The 15,656-nt window shown below is 70.8% G+C and carries 16 protein-coding genes; 4 read left to right on the forward strand and 12 right to left on the reverse strand.

The window, feature by feature from the left end:
• Positions 1 to 8 precede the first annotated feature (8 nt).
• The 7 genes from ABZ707_RS17050 to clpS form a co-directional block, all read right to left on the reverse strand.
• The gene (locus ABZ707_RS17050) at positions 9 to 959 is read right to left on the reverse strand and encodes a cysteine synthase (RefSeq protein WP_360174628.1); all 951 of its coding nucleotides are present in this window, start codon (positions 957 to 959) and stop codon (positions 9 to 11) included.
• Positions 959 to 1,261: a MoaD/ThiS family protein gene (locus ABZ707_RS17055; RefSeq protein WP_360174631.1), complete on the reverse strand. Its 303-nt coding sequence runs from the start codon at positions 1,259 to 1,261 to the stop codon at positions 959 to 961. Before ABZ707_RS17055 ends, ABZ707_RS17050 begins: the two co-directional genes overlap by 1 nt.
• Before the next feature lie 100 nt (positions 1,262 to 1,361).
• Positions 1,362 to 1,478 (reverse strand): putative leader peptide, encoded by a 117-nt coding sequence (locus ABZ707_RS17060; RefSeq protein ID WP_360174634.1) that lies wholly within the window; start codon positions 1,476 to 1,478, stop codon positions 1,362 to 1,364.
• Positions 1,479 to 1,757: 279 nt separating this feature from the next.
• Positions 1,758 to 2,171: a M67 family metallopeptidase gene (locus ABZ707_RS17065; RefSeq protein ID WP_319678146.1), complete on the reverse strand. Its 414-nt coding sequence runs from the start codon at positions 2,169 to 2,171 to the stop codon at positions 1,758 to 1,760.
• A 69-nt stretch (positions 2,172 to 2,240) separates the two neighbouring features.
• Positions 2,241 to 3,740: an amino acid permease gene (locus ABZ707_RS17070; protein WP_360174637.1), complete on the reverse strand. Its 1,500-nt coding sequence runs from the start codon at positions 3,738 to 3,740 to the stop codon at positions 2,241 to 2,243.
• A gap of 330 nt (positions 3,741 to 4,070) precedes the next feature.
• Positions 4,071 to 4,649, reverse strand: a complete 579-nt coding sequence (locus ABZ707_RS17075) for a DUF2017 domain-containing protein (protein ID WP_360174640.1) — start codon at positions 4,647 to 4,649, stop codon at positions 4,071 to 4,073.
• Positions 4,649 to 4,954 (reverse strand): ATP-dependent Clp protease adapter ClpS, encoded by a 306-nt coding sequence (clpS, locus tag ABZ707_RS17080; protein WP_360174643.1) that lies wholly within the window; start codon positions 4,952 to 4,954, stop codon positions 4,649 to 4,651. Before clpS ends, ABZ707_RS17075 begins: the two co-directional genes overlap by 1 nt.
• 266 nt (positions 4,955 to 5,220) lie before the next feature.
• On the opposite strand from clpS, the gene ABZ707_RS17085 reads away from it, so the two are divergent.
• Together ABZ707_RS17085 and ABZ707_RS17090 are read left to right on the forward strand one after the other, a co-directional pair.
• Positions 5,221 to 6,540: a nicotinate phosphoribosyltransferase gene (locus tag ABZ707_RS17085; RefSeq protein ID WP_360174931.1), complete on the forward strand. Its 1,320-nt coding sequence runs from the start codon at positions 5,221 to 5,223 to the stop codon at positions 6,538 to 6,540.
• A 138-nt stretch (positions 6,541 to 6,678) separates the two neighbouring features.
• Positions 6,679 to 7,272: an isochorismatase family protein gene (locus ABZ707_RS17090; RefSeq protein ID WP_360174646.1), complete on the forward strand. Its 594-nt coding sequence runs from the start codon at positions 6,679 to 6,681 to the stop codon at positions 7,270 to 7,272.
• 23 nt (positions 7,273 to 7,295) lie between these two features.
• On the opposite strand, the gene ABZ707_RS17095 is transcribed toward ABZ707_RS17090, so the two are convergent.
• The gene (locus ABZ707_RS17095; RefSeq protein WP_360174649.1) at positions 7,296 to 7,661 is read right to left on the reverse strand and encodes a hypothetical protein; all 366 of its coding nucleotides are present in this window, start codon (positions 7,659 to 7,661) and stop codon (positions 7,296 to 7,298) included.
• A gap of 124 nt (positions 7,662 to 7,785) precedes the next feature.
• The gene (locus tag ABZ707_RS17100) at positions 7,786 to 10,200 is read right to left on the reverse strand and encodes an immune inhibitor A domain-containing protein (protein WP_360174652.1); all 2,415 of its coding nucleotides are present in this window, start codon (positions 10,198 to 10,200) and stop codon (positions 7,786 to 7,788) included.
• 382 nt (positions 10,201 to 10,582) lie between these two features.
• Here ABZ707_RS17100 and ABZ707_RS17105 point away from each other — a divergent pair, with 382 nt between their 5' ends.
• Entirely contained in the window at positions 10,583 to 10,888 is a 306-nt protein-coding gene (locus tag ABZ707_RS17105; RefSeq protein ID WP_360174655.1) for a hypothetical protein, read from the forward strand.
• Here the strand turns inward: ABZ707_RS17105 and ABZ707_RS17110 are convergent.
• Complete coding sequence (locus ABZ707_RS17110) at positions 10,874 to 11,584, reverse strand: RDD family protein (RefSeq protein ID WP_360174658.1); 711 nt, start codon at positions 11,582 to 11,584, stop codon at positions 10,874 to 10,876. The two genes, ABZ707_RS17105 and ABZ707_RS17110, sit on opposite strands and share 15 nt — an antisense overlap.
• 143 nt (positions 11,585 to 11,727) lie before the next feature.
• Positions 11,728 to 13,179: an RDD family protein gene (locus ABZ707_RS17115; RefSeq protein WP_360174661.1), complete on the reverse strand. Its 1,452-nt coding sequence runs from the start codon at positions 13,177 to 13,179 to the stop codon at positions 11,728 to 11,730.
• Between the two features lie 491 nt (positions 13,180 to 13,670).
• Between ABZ707_RS17115 and ABZ707_RS17120 the strand changes: the two genes are divergently transcribed.
• The gene (locus ABZ707_RS17120; protein ID WP_360174664.1) at positions 13,671 to 14,150 is read left to right on the forward strand and encodes an SsgA family sporulation/cell division regulator; all 480 of its coding nucleotides are present in this window, start codon (positions 13,671 to 13,673) and stop codon (positions 14,148 to 14,150) included.
• Between the two features lie 119 nt (positions 14,151 to 14,269).
• Here the strand turns inward: ABZ707_RS17120 and ABZ707_RS17125 are convergent, their stop codons facing one another.
• Positions 14,270 to 15,637, reverse strand: coding sequence for an FAD-linked oxidase C-terminal domain-containing protein (locus ABZ707_RS17125; protein WP_360174667.1), 1,368 nt, complete (start codon positions 15,635 to 15,637; stop codon positions 14,270 to 14,272).
• Positions 15,638 to 15,656 lie beyond the last annotated feature (19 nt).

Here is a 15,656-nt window from a genome sequence, read left to right on the forward strand (position 1 = left end):
GCCGGGGCTCAGGCCCAGAGCTGGCCGTGCAGGGTCTCGATCGCCTCTTCGGTGGTGGCCGCCGTGTAGACGCCCGTCGAGAGGTACTTCCAGCCGCCGTCCGCGACAACGAAGACGATGTCGGCGCTCTCCCCGGCCTTGACCGCCTTCCTGCCCACGCCGATCGCCGCGTGCAGCGCGGCGCCCGTCGAGACGCCCGCGAAGATGCCCTCCTGCTGGAGGAGTTCGCGGGTGCGGGTGACCGCGTCGGCGGAGCCGACGGAGAAGCGGGTGGTCAGCACGGACTCGTCGTACAGCTCGGGCACGAAGCCCTCGTCGAGGTTGCGCAGGCCGTAGACCACGTCGTCGTAGCGCGGCTCGGCGGCGACGATCGTGATGCCGGGCTTCTGTTCGCGCAGGAAGCGGCCGACGCCCATCAGCGTGCCCGTGGTGCCGAGACCGGCGACGAAGTGGGTGACGGAAGGCAGGTCGGCGAGGATCTCGGGACCGGTGGTGGCGTAGTGGGCGCCCGCGTTGTCCGGATTGCCGTACTGGTAGAGCATCACCCAGGAGGGGTTCTCGGCCGCCAGTTCCTTGGCGACCCGTACGGCCGTGTTGGAGCCGCCCGCCGCGGGGGACGAGATGATCCGCGCGCCCCACATGGCGAGCAGGTCGCGGCGCTCCTGGGAGGTGTTCTCCGGCATGACGCAGACGATGTGATAGCCCTTGAGCTTGGCCGCCATGGCGAGCGAGATCCCGGTGTTGCCGCTGGTGGGCTCCAGGATCGTGCAGCCGGGCGTGAGCCGCCCGTCCTTCTCGGCCTGTTCGACCATGTGCAGGGCGGGGCGGTCCTTGACCGAGCCGGTCGGATTGCGGTCCTCCAGTTTGGCCCAGATCCGGACGTCGTCGGAGGGCGACAGGCGCGGGAGCCGGACCAGTGGCGTGTTGCCGACCGCCGCCAGCGGGGAGTCGTACCGCATCAGAACGAGGGGCTGTCGGGAGCGCCGCCGGCCACGGCCGGGAGGATGGTGACGCTGTCGCCGTCGGCCAGCTTGGTGGAGACGCCGTCGAGGAAGCGGACGTCCTCGTCGTTGAGGTAGACGTTCACAAACCGGCGGAGCTGGTCGCCGGCGGCCGGGTCGACAAGCCGCTCCCGGATGCCGGCGTGGCGCGTTTCGAGGTCGGCGAACAGCTCGGAGAGCGTGTCACCGGTGCCCTCGACCGCCTTGGCGCCGTCGGTGTAGGTGCGGAGGATGGTCGGGATGCGGACCTCGATGGCCATGGCGTGGGCTCCTGTCGGGAGAGGGCGTGGCGGGCGCGCGGCTCGGGCCCCCGCGCGAGGGGGTGGTACGCATGCGGAAGGCCCCGCTCGGGGCCGTCGTTCAGCCGGCGGCGCTGTCGGGACAGATGGCACTGGCGAGACGGCACAGGTCGACGTGCAGCCGCGCGACAAGCAGCGGGCTGCTCGGCGTCGTGTCGCTCACGTCATGGAAAACCATGCGGTCATCGTATCGATTCCCGGTCCCGGGCCCCGCATGTGATCTCGCACGACGGACGACCGGTGTTCATCAGGCGGACGGCGGCCGAGGACGATCGTGGCGGCGCCGGTCATGGGATACGTGCTGACCTCGGCCTTCACCCGGTAGACGGTCCGGAGCGGCTCGGCGGTGAACACTCCGGCGGGGATGTCCTGTGCGGCGGCGGCCCCGGCGAGGGACGCCGGCCGCCGGTTTCGCACCGGCACCCGGGCCCCGCCGCCTCGGTTCCGCGCCCGGGGGTCAGACGATCTCGACGTCCTCCTCGGTGACCTCGCCCTCGACGATCCGGTACGAGCGGAACTGGAAGGGGCCCGCCTCGTCGGTGTCGGCCGTGGAGACCAGCACATAGTGGGCGCCCGGCTCATTGGCGTAGCTGATGTCCGTACGGGACGGATACGCCTCGGTCGCGGTGTGCGAGTGGTAGATGATCACCGGCTCTTCGTCGCGGTCGTCCATGTCCCGGTAGAGCTTCAGCAGATCCGCCGAGTCGAACTCGTAGAAGGTGGGCGAGCGCGCGGCGTTCAGCATGGGAATGAAGCGCTCCGGCCGGCCGGTCCCGGCCGGTCCCGCGACGACGCCGCAGGCCTCGTCGGGATGGTCGGCTCGCGCGTGCGCGACGATCTGGTCGTGCAGGGCCTGGGTGATGGTGAGCATGGTGGAAATATAAACGGGCCGGGCGGGCGGCCCCCCGGACGGTGACCGGGGGGCGGCCCGCGGGCGCAGTCAGTCCCTGGCGGAGGCGTACTCCGGGGTGCCGCGCTCCGTGATCCGCGGGTCGCGCCTCTTCAGGTACTGCCAGCCGGCCGCCAGGCCCAGCGCCCAGACCGCCGCCACATACAGACAGACCCGCGCGTCCTTGTCGTAGGCGATCAGGCAGGTGACCAGGGCCAGGAACGCCACCGCGACCCAGCTGAACAGCGTGCCGCCCGGCGCGGGGAAGGACGAGGCCGGCAGCCGGCCCGCGTCCACCCCCCGGCGGTAGCGGATATGGCTGATGAGGATCATCATCCAGGTCCAGATACCGGCCGCGGTGGCCACCGAGGTCACATATCCGAACGCCTTCTCCGGGACGACGTAGTTGAGGACCACACCGATGCCCATCAGGACGACGGAAACGGTGATGCCGAGCGCCGGGGTCTTGCGGGAGTTGAGCTTGCCGAAGGCCCTGGGCGCCTCGCTGTTGGCGGCGAGGTCGCGCAGCATCCGGCCGGTGGAGTACATCCCGGAGTTGCAGGAGGAGAGCGCGGCGGTGAGGACGACGAAGTTGACGATGCCCGCGGCGAGCGGGATGCCCATCTTCTCGAAGGCGTGCACGAACGGGCTGTTACCGGCCGAGAACTCGGTCCACTTGACGACCGCGAGGATGACGGACAGCGCGCCGACATAGAAGACGATGATGCGCCAGGGCAGCGTGTTGATGGCCTTGGGCAGGGTCTTCTCCGGGTTCTCGGACTCGCCCGCGGTGACGCCGACCAGTTCGACGGCGAGGTAGGCGAACATCACGCCCTGGAGGGTCATCAGGCTGGAGCCGATGCCGTTGGGGAAGATGCCGCCGTGCGACCAGAGATTGGCGGGCGTCGCGGTGTCACCGGCGTCGGAGAAGCCGAGGGTGAGGACGCCGAGACCGATCACGATCATGCCGATGATCGCGGTGACCTTGATCATCGAGAACCAGAACTCGACCTCGCCGAAGATCTTCACCGAGATCAGGTTGACGCCGAAGAGCACCACCAGGAAGACCAGCGCGCTGACCCACTGCGGGATCTGGGGAAACCAGAAGTGGATGTAGATCGCGGCGGCGGTCAGCTCCGCCATGCCGGTGACGACCCACATCAGCCAGTACGTCCAGCCCGTGGCGTAGCCGAAGAACGGGCCGAGGAACTCCCGGGCGTACTCCGCGAAGGACCCCGAGACCGGCCGGTAGAGGAGCAGCTCGCCGAGCGCCCGCATGATGAAGAAGATCACGACGCCGGCGAGGGCGTACATGAGGATGATGCTGGGGCCGGCCTTGGCGATGTTCGCCCCGGCGCCCATGAAGAGACCGACGCCGATCGCGCCGCCGATGGCGATCATCTGGACCTGGCGGCTGCCGAGCCCGCGCTCGTAGCCCTCGCCGGCGCCTTCGGCCGCCGTCCCCTGTCCGGTCGAGGCACGTTCGGCGCCCTTGTCGCCGTACTCCTTGTCGACCTGCGCGGAGGTCATGGTGGTACGCCCTTTCTCCATGCCGGTCCCCGCCGTGCTCGGCGGTGGACCAGTTCCCGGTTCCCCCCGGATATGGATGAAGTGCTACCGGCGGTAGCCGGCCTCAGCGCCCCCGGGGACAGGGGTGGCGTCCCCGGGGGATCGTGAAGATCTATCACGGCGGCGGGGCCGGGACCCGGGCCGGGCTGTGGCACAGCCCACAGGTAGAAGCGGACAAATTTTCCCCGGAACCGCAAACGCCGCCGCGCCGGTGACGGGATCGTTACGCCGAATTGAGGCTCGTCTGAGCGTACGGGAGACCGCCCGGGACCGTCGGACGGCATCGGGACCCGGGGTGCGACGTCCGGGTGCTCAGGGCATCAGCGTCTCGACCAGCGTCTCCTGCAACGCCCCCAGCCAGAGGTATGCCATCACCATCGGCTTGCGCGGGTCGGAGTCCGGCAGCCGGTACAGCTCGCCGCCCTCGTCCTCGTCCGTCACCTCAAGACGCGTGCCGATGGTCAGCCGCAGATCGTTGAGGGCGCCGAGCCAGTGCAGGCAGTCGTCGGGGGTCAGTTTGAGCACCGCGCCGCCCTCGCCCGCCGAGGCGAGCGCGTCCAGGGTGCGGACGACGGCCAGGCCGTCCGCCCGCTTGCGGCCGCGCAGGTCGTTCTCCGTGAACCGCCTGAACTCCGAGGAGTACGCACGCAGTTCGTCGTCCTCGTCGCCGTACGCGTCGGGAAAGAGCCGGGCCAGCGCGGGGTCGGCGGGCGGCTCGGTGGGGCCCTCGGCGAAGAGCGCGGCGAGCGGATCCTCGCCCTGTGCCGGCTCGTCGCCCGGCCCGATCAGCTCCAGGAGCTGGACGGCCAGTGAGCGCAGGATCGAGATCTCGACCTCGTCGAGCGCGACGGCCGCTCCGCCGCCCGGGATCGCCTCGAAGTTCCCGGCCATCAGCCGCGGTCCTGCGAGAGGGTCGCCCACAGTCCGAATCCGTGCATCGCCTGCACGTCGCGCTCCATCTCCTCGCGGCTGCCGCTGGAGACGACGGCGCGGCCCTTGTGGTGAACGTCGAGCATCAGTTTGTGTGCCTTGTCCTTCGAGTAGCCGAAATAGGTCTGAAAGACGTACGCCACATAACTCATGAGGTTGACCGGGTCGTTGTGGACGATCGTCACCCAGGGCACATCGGGTTCAGGGACGGCGAAAGCCTCCTCGGCCGACTCGGGGCGTTCGATCTCAGTCGGGGCAACACTCACGGTTCGGGACGACCTTCTTCTCTGCCGGGGCGTACCGGTCTGCCGGGGGGTCTGCCGAGGCCCAGGGGCGCCAAGACTCCGGGCTTCAGGGCCTCACGGGGTCCATGCTGCCACCCGGGAGGGCCTGTCGCACAAACGGCCACTTAGAAATCGTCAGTGTGACGAGTAATGGGGGTAGCATCCCTCGTATGAACACTCCGGACCCTGCGCTGCCCGGCGACGACGGGCGCGCAACGCATCCGCGGCAGGACGGTGTCGGGCGACGGGTGGGCGTGCCGTCCACCGCGCTCTTCACCGACCAGTACGAGCTGACCATGCTCCAGGCGGCCCTCCGGGCGGGCACGGCCGAACGCCGCTCCGTCTTCGAGGTCTTCACCCGGCGGCTGCCGGAAGGACGCAGGTACGGCGTGGTGGCGGGCACCGGCCGGGTCCTGGACGCCGTGGAGAACTTCCACTTCGACTCCGAGGTACTGGCCTTTCTCCGGGAGCGCGGGATCGTCGACGCGGCGACCCTCGACTGGCTTGCCTCCTACCGCTTCAGCGGGGACATCTGGGGCTACCCGGAGGGCGAGGTGTACTTCCCGGGCTCGCCGATCCTGCGTGTCGAGGGCTCCTTCGCGGAGTGCGTGCTGCTGGAGACCGTGATCCTGTCGATCCTCAACCACGACTCCGCCATCGCCGCCGCGGCCTCCCGGATGGCGGCGGCCGCGGGCGGGCGCGGGCTGATAGAGATGGGGGCGCGCCGTACGCACGAGCTGTCGGCCGTCGCCGCCTCCCGCGCCGCGTACATCGGCGGCTTCGACACCACGTCCGACCTGGCGGCCGGGTTCCGCTACGGCATTCCGACGGTGGGGACGAGCGCGCACGCCTTCACCCTGGTGCACGACAGCGAGCGCGACGCCTTCCGGGCGCAGGTCGACTCGCTCGGCCGCGGGACGACGCTGCTGGTCGACACCTACGACGTGGCCGAGGCCGTACGGACCGCCGTGGACATCGCCGGCCCCGAGCTCGGAGCCGTCCGTATCGACTCCGGCGATCTGCTGCTGGTGGCGCACCGGGTGCGTCAGCAGCTCGACGAGCTGGGCGCGGTCCACACCAGGATCGTGGTGACCTCGGACCTGGACGAGTACGCGATCGCCTCGCTGGCGGCGGCGCCGGTGGACGCGTACGGCGTCGGTACGCAGCTTGTCACCGGCAGCGGGAACCCCACGTGCTCCATGGTCTACAAGATCGTGGCGCGGGCCCGGTCCACGGATCCGGGGGCTCCGCTGCAGCCGGTCGCGAAGAAGTCGCTGGGCGGGAAGACCTCGATCGGCGGCCGCAAGTGGGCGGCGCGGCGGCTGGACGCGGACGGCTTCGCCGAGGCCGAGGTGATCGGCACCGGTCCGGTGCCGCCTGAGCTGCTCGACCGGCAGCTCCTGACGCAGCTCGTGAAGGGCGGCGAGGTCGTCGCGCGCGAGCCGCTGGACGCCGTGCGCGACCGGCACATCGCGGCGCGCGCCGGGCTGCCGATGTCCGCGATACAGCTCTCCCGGGGCGAGCCCGTGATCCCGACCGAGTACGTCCAGGACATGTCCGAGAAGTAAGGGCTGTCCCGGTGAGGCGTCCGGCGAGGGGTACCCGTGCTGTGCCCCTCCCGCCGGGCGGCCGGAGTCTCTACGCTCGGGCCCGCCCCATGACGCCGCACCACCCCGTCATCGCCCGCCCGACCGAAGGACCACCGCATGCACCGCGCACTGATCGTCGTCGACGTCCAGAACGACTTCTGCGAGGGCGGCAGCCTCGCGGTGGCCGGAGGCGCGGACGTCGCGGCCGCGATCACCGAGCTGATCGGCCAGGCCCCGGCGGGCTACCGGCATGTGGTCGCCACCCGTGACCACCACATCGACCCGGGCGGCCACTTCGCTCCGCCCCCGGCCGTCCCGGACTATGTGCACACCTGGCCGCCGCACTGCGTCGCCGGTACGGAGGGCGTGGGCTTCCACCCCAATTTCGCTCCGGCCGTCGCCTCGGGAGCGGTGGAGGCCGTCTTCAGCAAGGGCGCGTACGCGGCGGCGTACAGCGGCTTCGAGGGCGTCGACGAGAACGGCGTCCCGCTCGGGGACTGGCTGCGGGAGCGCCAGGTCACCGACGTCGACGTGGTCGGCATCGCGACGGACGTCTGCGTCCGCAGGACGGCGCTCGACGCGGTCCGTCAGGGTCTCACCACCCAGGTGCTGCTCGACCTGACGGCCGGGGTGTCGGTGGAGACCACGAACCGCGCCCTGGAGGAGCTGCGCGGTGCGGGTGTCGTCCTGACCGGCAAGCCGGTCGTCTGACACGGCGAGCGCGTCCGCTCCGCTCACCTCGCCCCGGGCGGCCCCACCGGACGCCTCGCGGACCCTTCCAGTATCCCCGCCCTCACCTGTGGCCGCAGCAGCGCACGGATCGGCTGCCAGAGCTGGTCCCGGCATTCCGGCGTGGTGCGCCAGAGCAGCCCGTCCGGATGGTGGAGCACGGCGGTGATCTCGTCCGGGGTCGGAGGCTCCGCGTTGCCGCGGAGATACACCGCCCGCAGGCCCAGATTCCGCAGCCTGGTCAGCGCGCGGGCGCGGTTCACCGCGTGCACCAGGACACGTACCGTGCCGCCTTCCGAGGCCGGGCTCGGCAGGGTCAGTGCCACCACCACTCTGCCGTTCGGGAGCTTGCTGAAGCCTCCGCCTGCCATGTCCCTCATCTCCCCCGTGAGACGTCGTGTCAATAAGAGATCCGTAGGACGCACCTAAACACGATCGGCCGCCGCCCGCTAGAGGGCGACGGCCGATCGTGCTGTGAGCTGGGATTACTCGCGGTTACCTACCGGAGGGCCCCACGTGCACCGTCAGGGTCTGGCCGTCGAGCGGCTGACCGATGATGGTGATCTTGGTGTTGGTGTCAGGAACCTTGACACTCCCCTGCGGGTTGTCCTTGCTCCAGTACGTGCCCTTGCGGTCGTCGAAGGCGGGCGCGCCGAGCTGCGCCGGGACGCGGGTCGCCTTGTCGGCCTTGTGCAGCGTCAGGCCCTTCGTCGGCCACCAGGAGAACGTCGAGTCGTACGCCTGGATCCGGTTGCGCATGAGCGTGCCGTCCGACCACTTCAGGGCCTTGGCGTGCGCGTCCACCGGCAGGATCAGACCCTCGCCCGGGTGCACGCTGGTGTTGTTGTCCTTCTGCGAGGTGTCCCACAGCCAGACCAGCAGACCGGCCTGGTACGGGAAGTGCTCGACCTTGTCGTCGTTCGGCGCCGAGAAGCCGAAGTTGTACGGGCCGACCTCAAGGGTCTTGTCGTACGAGACGTACTGGCGGTTCTCGGCGATGTAGTACTGCGCGTACTCCTGGGTGAAGGACTCGCCGATGCGCGAGAAGCCCTTCGGGGTCCAGCCCGCGTCGTCGCCCTCGGCGTTGTCGGTGAACAGCGGCGCGCCGTCGGCGTTCACGCTGATCGCGTCCGCGGCGAAGCCCTTGCCGCCCGCGCCGCCGTCCGTCTGGTAGCGGAAGCGGAGGTCGACCTTCTTGCCCGCGTAGGCGTCCAGCGGGTAGGCGAGCTTCTTGTAGGCGCCCGAGGCACCGGTCAGCGCCGGCTTGTCGGCGGCGTCACGGGTGATCTCCGCGCCGTCGGCCGTACCTTCGAGGGGCGTCCAGTTGGCGCCGCCGTCCGTCGACACCTCGGCGTAGAGGTAGTCGTAGTCGGCCTCGATGTCCCACCAGCCCTGGAGCTCCAGCGCCGCCGTGGACTTGCCGGTCAGGTCGACCGAGCGGGTGAGGGTGTTCTTGAGGTCGTCACCCATGTCGCTCCACCACTGCTTGGAGCCCTCGGCGGGCTTCACGACGGTGGTGGTGCTGGTCTTCGCCGGCAGGTCGACGATGAGCGCCTGCGGGTTCTTGGTGTTGTAGGCGGAGACACCCAGCTTGTGCGTGGAGTTCTTCGCCGCCTTGCCCTTGGCGTAGTTCAGCCAGCCGAGCTGCAGCTTGTCCCAGGCGGACATGTCGCCCGGCAGGTCGCCGATCTCGTTCTTGCCGGTGCCGAGCCAGGAACCGGACGACATCAGGTCCCAGAACGCCGTGGAGTTCTCGCCGCCCGCGGTGTCGTAGTTGTCCGGCAGACCCAGGTCGTGGCCGTACTCGTGGGCGAAGACACCCAGGCCGCCGTTCTCCGGCTGCATGGTGTAGTCGCCGACCCAGATGCCGGAGTTGCCGATCTGCGTGCCGCCGGACTTGTTGTTGGCCGGTCCGGTGCTGCCCGCGTCGGTGCCGTACGCGTACCAGCGGTGCGCCCACAGGGCGTTCTCGCCCTCGACGCCGCCGCCGGCCGACTCGTCCTCGCCCGCGTGGACGATCTGGAAGTGGTCGATGTACCCGTCGGGCTCGTTGAAGTTGCCGTCGCCGTCGAAGTCGTAACGGTCCCACTGGTCGTAGAGCGCCAGGTCCGCCTTGATCTCGGCGTCCGTCTTGCCCTGCGCCTTCTGGTCCGCGGCCCAGGCGGTGACACCGTCGCGGACGGTGTCCCAGACGTTGGAGCAGTTGGAGCTGCCGCAGTAGTTCGAGCCGTAACGGGCCTCGTTGTACGGGACCTTGACCCAGTCCGAGACCTCGCCGTCGACCGAGTAGCGCCCGGAGGACGTCTTCTCGTAGTAGGTCTTCAGCGAGTTCTTCTCCTGGCCCTTCCGGTCCTTGCCCTCACCGAAGTACAGGTCCTGGAAGTGCTGCTGGTTGTAGTCGGCCTGCCAGGCGGTGGAGTTGTCCACCTTCCGGTCGGGCTCGGCTATCTCGTTGTGCTGCGGGCCGGGCTCGCCGCCGTACTTCAGAACGGGCGGCTGCGGTCCGGCGGCGCCGTCCGGGTCGTAGGTCGTGGTGTTGTCGACCTGGTCGCCGAACTCGACGAGGATGGTGAAGATCTTGTCGGTCTTCTCGCGGCCCAGCTCGACGTACTTCTTGTTGCCGAGCTTCACGACCTGCGAGGCGCCGCGCTTCTCCAGCTTGGCGTCACCGGAGATGACCTGCCGGAGCGCCGCGTCGCGCTGCTGCGCCTGCTGCTTGCTGAACGGGCCTTCCAGGTCGTGTTCGACCTGGCCCTTCTGGGGCGCCGGGTCACGGCGCTCGATGCCGGAGGGGCCGGATCCGGGGTTGTCCTCGGCCTGTGCCGTGGTGAAGGCGGAGGCAGTCGCGGCGGTCGCGGCCAGGGCCACGATCACCGCGGACATTCTTCTCGCCCGTCGATTGGTGCTCACTTGTGCTTTTCCTCCCCGGCGCACACGGTCCGCGGACCGCGAGATGGGGATCCGCGCGCGCATGCGCGTCATAAGTGACGACATTCGACCGGAGTTGAAGAAGAAAAGACAGCCCTTGACTTGCACCGGTCAACTGCACTATGCGCGGACCCAGCTCCGGCAGCCGGACGTGGAGAAATTCGGACAACGGGCGCACATTTTCAGCCGCTTGTTAACGTGAATGATGCAATGCGCCCCCCGTGCACCGGCACCGTGGGTCAGGAGTCGCTTACTGCCCGTCCCGCAGGGGCATCCACCCTCGTAGAGTCGCTTGCCAGTGAGACCTACGTGCGAGACACGCGAGACACCCCCAACGCCCATGCTCCGAGGGACGGATACCGCCATGCCGCGTCCGACTTCCGCACAGCTCGCCTACGGTTCAGCCACCGTCGTCTGCTCGACGCTCGCGATGCTGCTGCTCTCCCGCACCACCTCGGGCATCGGCGTCGCGGTGATCGGAATCGCGGCGCTGGCTCTGGGGCTGCTGGTCGCGCTGACCGTGCCGCGCCCCGGCAGGACGGGGGCGGCGCGCACGGCCCGCGCCGGCCGGCCCGCCGCGTCCGGTGAGGACACGGAGACCCGGGGACCCGCCGCGCGCACGCACGCCGGCGCCGAGGCCCGGATCGGCCAGCACTCATTGCGCCGCTGACACGACGACGGTCCTGGCGGACTTGTCGTGCAGGCCCTGCTTGTACGGCCGACTGACCAGGATCGACACAATGATGATGATCCACCAGAGGACGGTGCAGCAGACCAGCGCCGGCACCCAGAGCACCACCGCGCGCAGCAGCGAGGCGCCGGTGTCCGGGATCGCGCCGTTGTTCAGCATCGCGACCCGCAGCCTCATCCAGCGCTTGCCGACGGTCTGGCCGTACTTCCTCGTCATCAGGGTGTCGTAGCCGACATAGGCGACGACCGAGATGAGCGACCAGAGCCACTGCGTGCCCGTATTCACCTGATCGGTGAAATCGATCCATCCGCCGCCGCCGTTCGCCGACGAGTCCCAGCTTCCGGCGATCAGCGAGAGGATCGCCAACGGGACGAAGATGATCAGAGCGTCGGCCACCCGCGCGGTGAACCGCTTGCCGAAGGGCGCGAGCGGCGGCATCCCCGCGAAGGGGTCGGCGCCGCCATAGGCGTTCCCGCCGTACGCGTTCCCGCCGAAGGCGTTCCCGTTCCCCGGAGGGGGGCCGCCGCTGCCGCCGTACGGAGCGCCGTAGGGCGACCCCGGCGCGGAGCCGCCGGAGCCCTCGGGACCCGGGCCCCCGGACGGCGGCTGACGCGGCTTCTTGAGGAACGGGTCGTCCTCGGGCGGTTCGCCGGGCGGCGGCTGGTCGTTGCTCATGGGGGCAGTGCACCGCGCCGGGCCGGAAGCCGCAACGGCGCACCGGCCGTTCGGGGGAACGGCCCCGGTCGGCGGAGCGCCCTTGCGCCGTCCGGGGCGGGTCGCGTCCCGGCCCGGTCCTCAGCCGGCCCTCAGCCAGGCCCTCAGCCGGCGACGAAGGTACGGGCCGCCTTGTCGTGCCAGCACTGCCGCCACGGCCGGTCGATCAGGCACCACAGCACATTGAGGACACCCACGGCCAGCACGCCCAGCACGCTGTAGACCAGCCAGCGGCGCAGTGCGGCGCCGAAGGCCGGGGCCTCGTGCGACTCGATGTCCCGTACCTCCAGGCCGAGCAGTTTCTTGCCCAGCGTGCGGCCCCACTTGGCGGTCGGCAGCGCCTCGTAGAGCACCCCGAGGACCAGCAGCGCCCCGAGGACACCGGCGAGACAGCCCGCCGTCGTCCCGTCCAGCAGCCAGACGGTGACGGTCTCGCCCGTCTGCTTCGCCGCCTCGACCTTCTCGTCGATATGGGTACGGGCCCGGGAGACCAGGGGGACGGCGACGGCGCCGACGAGCGCGCCCAGCACGAGGCTGTCGACGAGCCGGGCCACGAGCCGCTTGCCGAGGCCGGCCGGCCGGGCCGCTGCCTGGGCCTGCGCGGCTTGCAGGAAGGGGTCGTTGACCGGCGGCTTCCAGGGCACGACGGGCGGCTCGGCCCCGGCGGACGGCAGCGGCCGCGCGAGCTGGTGCGCCTGCTGGGCCCAGGACGCGGCGCCACCGCCGGCGCCCGCGCTGACGGGGGTACGCGATCCGGCCTGGCCGGACGGCGGCGGGGACTGGGCGGGCACGGTGCCCGCGCCGGGGCCGCCCGGGGCCACGGCCCGGATCGCCATGGTGCCGTCGGCCCCGCCCGTCCGGCTCTCCTCGGCGTCCGCGTCCGCGTCGGCGTCCTTGGCGCGCCGGGCGGCACGCAGGGCGCGGATGGCCATGGTGCTGTCGACGGACGGCTGGGCGCCGTCGCGCGGGGCCGGCGGCCGGCCCGTACCGGCGGTGTCCCGGCCGGAGTCCGGACGGTCCGGGGCGGGCCTGACGCCGCGTCGCATGGCGCGGATCGCGACCGTGCCGTCGGTGAGCGGCCCGCCGTCGTCGGCGCCCGGTCCCAGCGCCCGTACCCCGGGCAGCGCGCCACCGGTCGGATCGGCCGGCGTGGGCGGGGGGATGTCCCGGGGCGCGCCGGTCGGCGGGGCCGCCGGGTCGGGAACACGGGGGTCCTGGCCGGCCGTGGCGCCCCAGGAGACGCGGCGGTCGCGGTCGCCGCCGAAGCCGGTCTGGCGCGAGACGTCGGCCTGCCACACGGACGCCGGTTCCTGCCGGGAGTCGCCGGGCGGCTCCTCGTCGAGGAAGACCGGCCCCGTCTCCTCGACGGCGGCCGGTGCCGGGGAGCCGGGTGCCCGTCCGCCGCCCGGGGACGCCTCGCCGTCCCCGGGCGCGGGCCGGCTCGTGCCGGGCACCCAGGAGGCGCCGTTCCAGTACCGGACATATCCAGGGATGGACGGGTCTGGATAGAACCCTTCCCGGGGTACGTTCCCGCCGTCGCCAGGAGGAGTAGCCACTGACCCCAACTCCGTTCACTCACCGCACGTTTGACCTGTCCGGCCGTCCAGTGCCGATGATTCCCCGGGCGCGCGGCCGAAGGAAGCGCGGCGGGGTCACGGTGCTGGACATGTCCACGGGCTATGCGTCGTACGTCCCGCAGCGACCGGGCGCGTACCTCCGCTTGTCCAAGGGAGACATTAACGAAGAACACAGGACCCGGAAGAAGGCAACCGACAGAATGACCGCATTGGAGCGGCTTGCCGAGGAAGCCGACGCGAAGCATAGGGCTGTGGGGGTGAGATTTGTTCGCCCGCGCATGCGAAGAGTCGGTCACCTGTGCCCATTGCCGCGCCGGGCCGCCGCTGTCTCTCTCTCCTCCGGGCCGCGTGTCGTGCGAGCCGCCGTCAAAAGTCGTTGCCGGAAGTCGCGTCATGAATGGAGGGCCGGGGCCTCTCGTCTGACAGGGCCCCGACCGCCGGGCCTCTCGCCAGGAAAGGAAGTGCCACTCATGCACACCGTGGTGGAACGCGAGCTGGAGCTGAAGCTGGTGCTGTCGCCCGAGCGCGGCATCCCCGTCCCGGCCCGGCTGACCTACCGCACGGACGACCCGTACGCCGTGCACATCACCTTCCACATCGGCTCGGCCAACGCGGTCGACTGGACCTTCGCCCGGGAGCTCTTGATCGAGGGGCTGTTCCGCCCCTGCGGCACCGGCGATGTCCGGATCTGGCCCACGAAGATCGACGGGCGTGGCGTCCTCTGTGTGACGCTCTCCTCGCCGGACGGCGACGCGCTGCTGGAGGCGCCCTGCGCCGCGGTGTTCGCCTGGGCGGAGCAGACGCTGCGGATCGTGCCGCCGGGTACGGAGGCCGGACGGCTCCGCATCGACGAGGGGCTGGCCGCGCTGCTGGCGCCCGCCCCGGTGGACGATCTCTGGCTGAGGGACCCCTGGCCCTCGGACGACTTCCCCGACGACGGTGAGGTGTAGGCGCTTTCCCGTGGCACGGACCGGCGGGCCCGCGCGGCTCGGTGCGGGTGGCGGGTGTCCGCCGAGCCCGCCGGGACCCGCTCGCCGCCGGTCCCGCGGACATATTTCGGGCGTGCCGCTCAGAAGACCTTGCCGGGGTTGAGCAGGCCGAGCGGGTCAAAGGTCTGTTTGATGTTTCGCTGCAACTCCATCCCCACCGGGCCCAGCTCGCGCGACAGCCAGTCCCGTTTCAGCACGCCGACGCCGTGTTCGCCGGTGATCGTGCCGCCCAGCTCCAGGCCGAGCGCCATGATCTCGTCGAAGGACTCGCGGGCCCGCCGGGATTCGTCGGGATCCGTCGCGTCGAAGCAGACGGTGGGGTGGGTGTTGCCGTCCCCGGCGTGGGCGCAGACGCCGATCGTCAGTCCGTACTTCTCGCCGACGCGCTCCACGCCTTCGAGCATGTCGCCGAGCCGGGAGCGCGGTACGCACACGTCGTCGACCATGGTGGTGCCCTTGACGGCCTCCAGCGCGGTGAGCGACAGCCGTCGCGCGTGGAGCAGCAGGTCGGACTCGGCCGCGTCGTCGGCGAGGACCACCCCGGTGGCGCCGGCCGCCTCGCACAGCAGGCCGACGGCGGCCAGATCGGCCGCCGGGTCCGGCGTGTCGAAGGCCGCCAGCAGCAGCGCCTCGGTCGTGTCGGGCAGGCCCATGTTCGCCATCGCGTTGACGGCGCGCACGGTCGTACGGTCCATGAGTTCGAGGAGCGACGGGGTGTGCCCGCGCTCCATGACGCGGCAGACGGCGTCGCAGGCGGCGGCCGCGGAGCCGAACTCCGCCGCCAGGACGAGCTGCTGGGGCGGCAGCGGCCTGAGCGCGAGGACCGCCTTGACGACGATGCCGAGCGTGCCCTCGGACCCCACGAAGAGACGGGTCAGGTCATAGCCGGCGACCCCCTTGGCGGTGCGGCGGCCGGTGGTGAGCAGACGGCCGTCGGCGAGGACGACGTCCAGGCCGAGGACGTACTCCGCGGTGACTCCGTACTTGACGCAGCACAGCCCGCCCGAGGCGGTGCCGATGTTTCCGCCGATGGTGCACATCTCCCAGCTCGACGGGTCCGGCGGGTAGCAGAGACCCCGCTCGCCGACGGCGCGGGAGAGGGTGGCGTTGATGACGCCAGGCTCCACCACGGCGATCCGGTCGACCGGGTTGATCTCCAGGATCCGGTCCATCTTCGTCAGGGACAGCACGATGCAGCCGTCCGAGGCGTTCGCGGCGCCCGAGAGGCCCGTACGGGCACCCTGCGGGACGACGGGGACCCGCAGCGCGGTCGCGGTCCGCATCACATGCTGGACCTGCTCGACCGAACGGGGCAGGACGACCACGGCGGGCGTGCCCGCCTCGCAGAAGCTCGCCATGTCGTTGGCGTAGGAGGCCGTCACGTCCGGATCGGTGATCAGGGCTTCGGCGGGGAGCCCCGTTCCCAGTTGTTCCAGGAGATCGTCCATGATCCCAGACTCGCACTCG

The organism is Streptomyces sp. NPDC006923, from assembly GCF_040635655.1.
GTDB lineage: Bacteria > Actinomycetota > Actinomycetes > Streptomycetales > Streptomycetaceae > Streptomyces.

What these genes read in the sequence shown, in the direction of transcription:
- ABZ707_RS17050 (WP_360174628.1), bottom strand. Translation starts at nt 959, where the DNA reads ATGCGGTACGACTCCCCGCTGGCGGCGGTCGGCAACACGCCACTGGTC.
- ABZ707_RS17120 (WP_360174664.1), top strand. Translation starts at nt 13,671, where the DNA reads ATGCACACCGTGGTGGAACGCGAGCTGGAGCTGAAGCTGGTGCTGTCG.
- ABZ707_RS17055 (WP_360174631.1), bottom strand. Translation starts at nt 1,261, where the DNA reads ATGGCCATCGAGGTCCGCATCCCGACCATCCTCCGCACCTACACCGAC.
- ABZ707_RS17125 (WP_360174667.1), bottom strand. Translation starts at nt 15,637, where the DNA reads ATGGACGATCTCCTGGAACAACTGGGAACGGGGCTCCCCGCCGAAGCC.
- ABZ707_RS17105 (WP_360174655.1), top strand. Translation starts at nt 10,583, where the DNA reads ATGCCGCGTCCGACTTCCGCACAGCTCGCCTACGGTTCAGCCACCGTC.
- ABZ707_RS17110 (WP_360174658.1), bottom strand. Translation starts at nt 11,584, where the DNA reads ATGAGCAACGACCAGCCGCCGCCCGGCGAACCGCCCGAGGACGACCCG.
- ABZ707_RS17075 (WP_360174640.1), bottom strand. Translation starts at nt 4,649, where the DNA reads ATGGCCGGGAACTTCGAGGCGATCCCGGGCGGCGGAGCGGCCGTCGCG.
- ABZ707_RS17095 (WP_360174649.1), bottom strand. Translation starts at nt 7,661, where the DNA reads ATGGCAGGCGGAGGCTTCAGCAAGCTCCCGAACGGCAGAGTGGTGGTG.
- ABZ707_RS17065 (WP_319678146.1), bottom strand. Translation starts at nt 2,171, where the DNA reads ATGCTCACCATCACCCAGGCCCTGCACGACCAGATCGTCGCGCACGCG.
- ABZ707_RS17090 (WP_360174646.1), top strand. Translation starts at nt 6,679, where the DNA reads ATGCACCGCGCACTGATCGTCGTCGACGTCCAGAACGACTTCTGCGAG.
- ABZ707_RS17070 (WP_360174637.1), bottom strand. Translation starts at nt 3,740, where the DNA reads ATGGAGAAAGGGCGTACCACCATGACCTCCGCGCAGGTCGACAAGGAG.
- ABZ707_RS17060 (WP_360174634.1), bottom strand. Translation starts at nt 1,478, where the DNA reads ATGGTTTTCCATGACGTGAGCGACACGACGCCGAGCAGCCCGCTGCTT.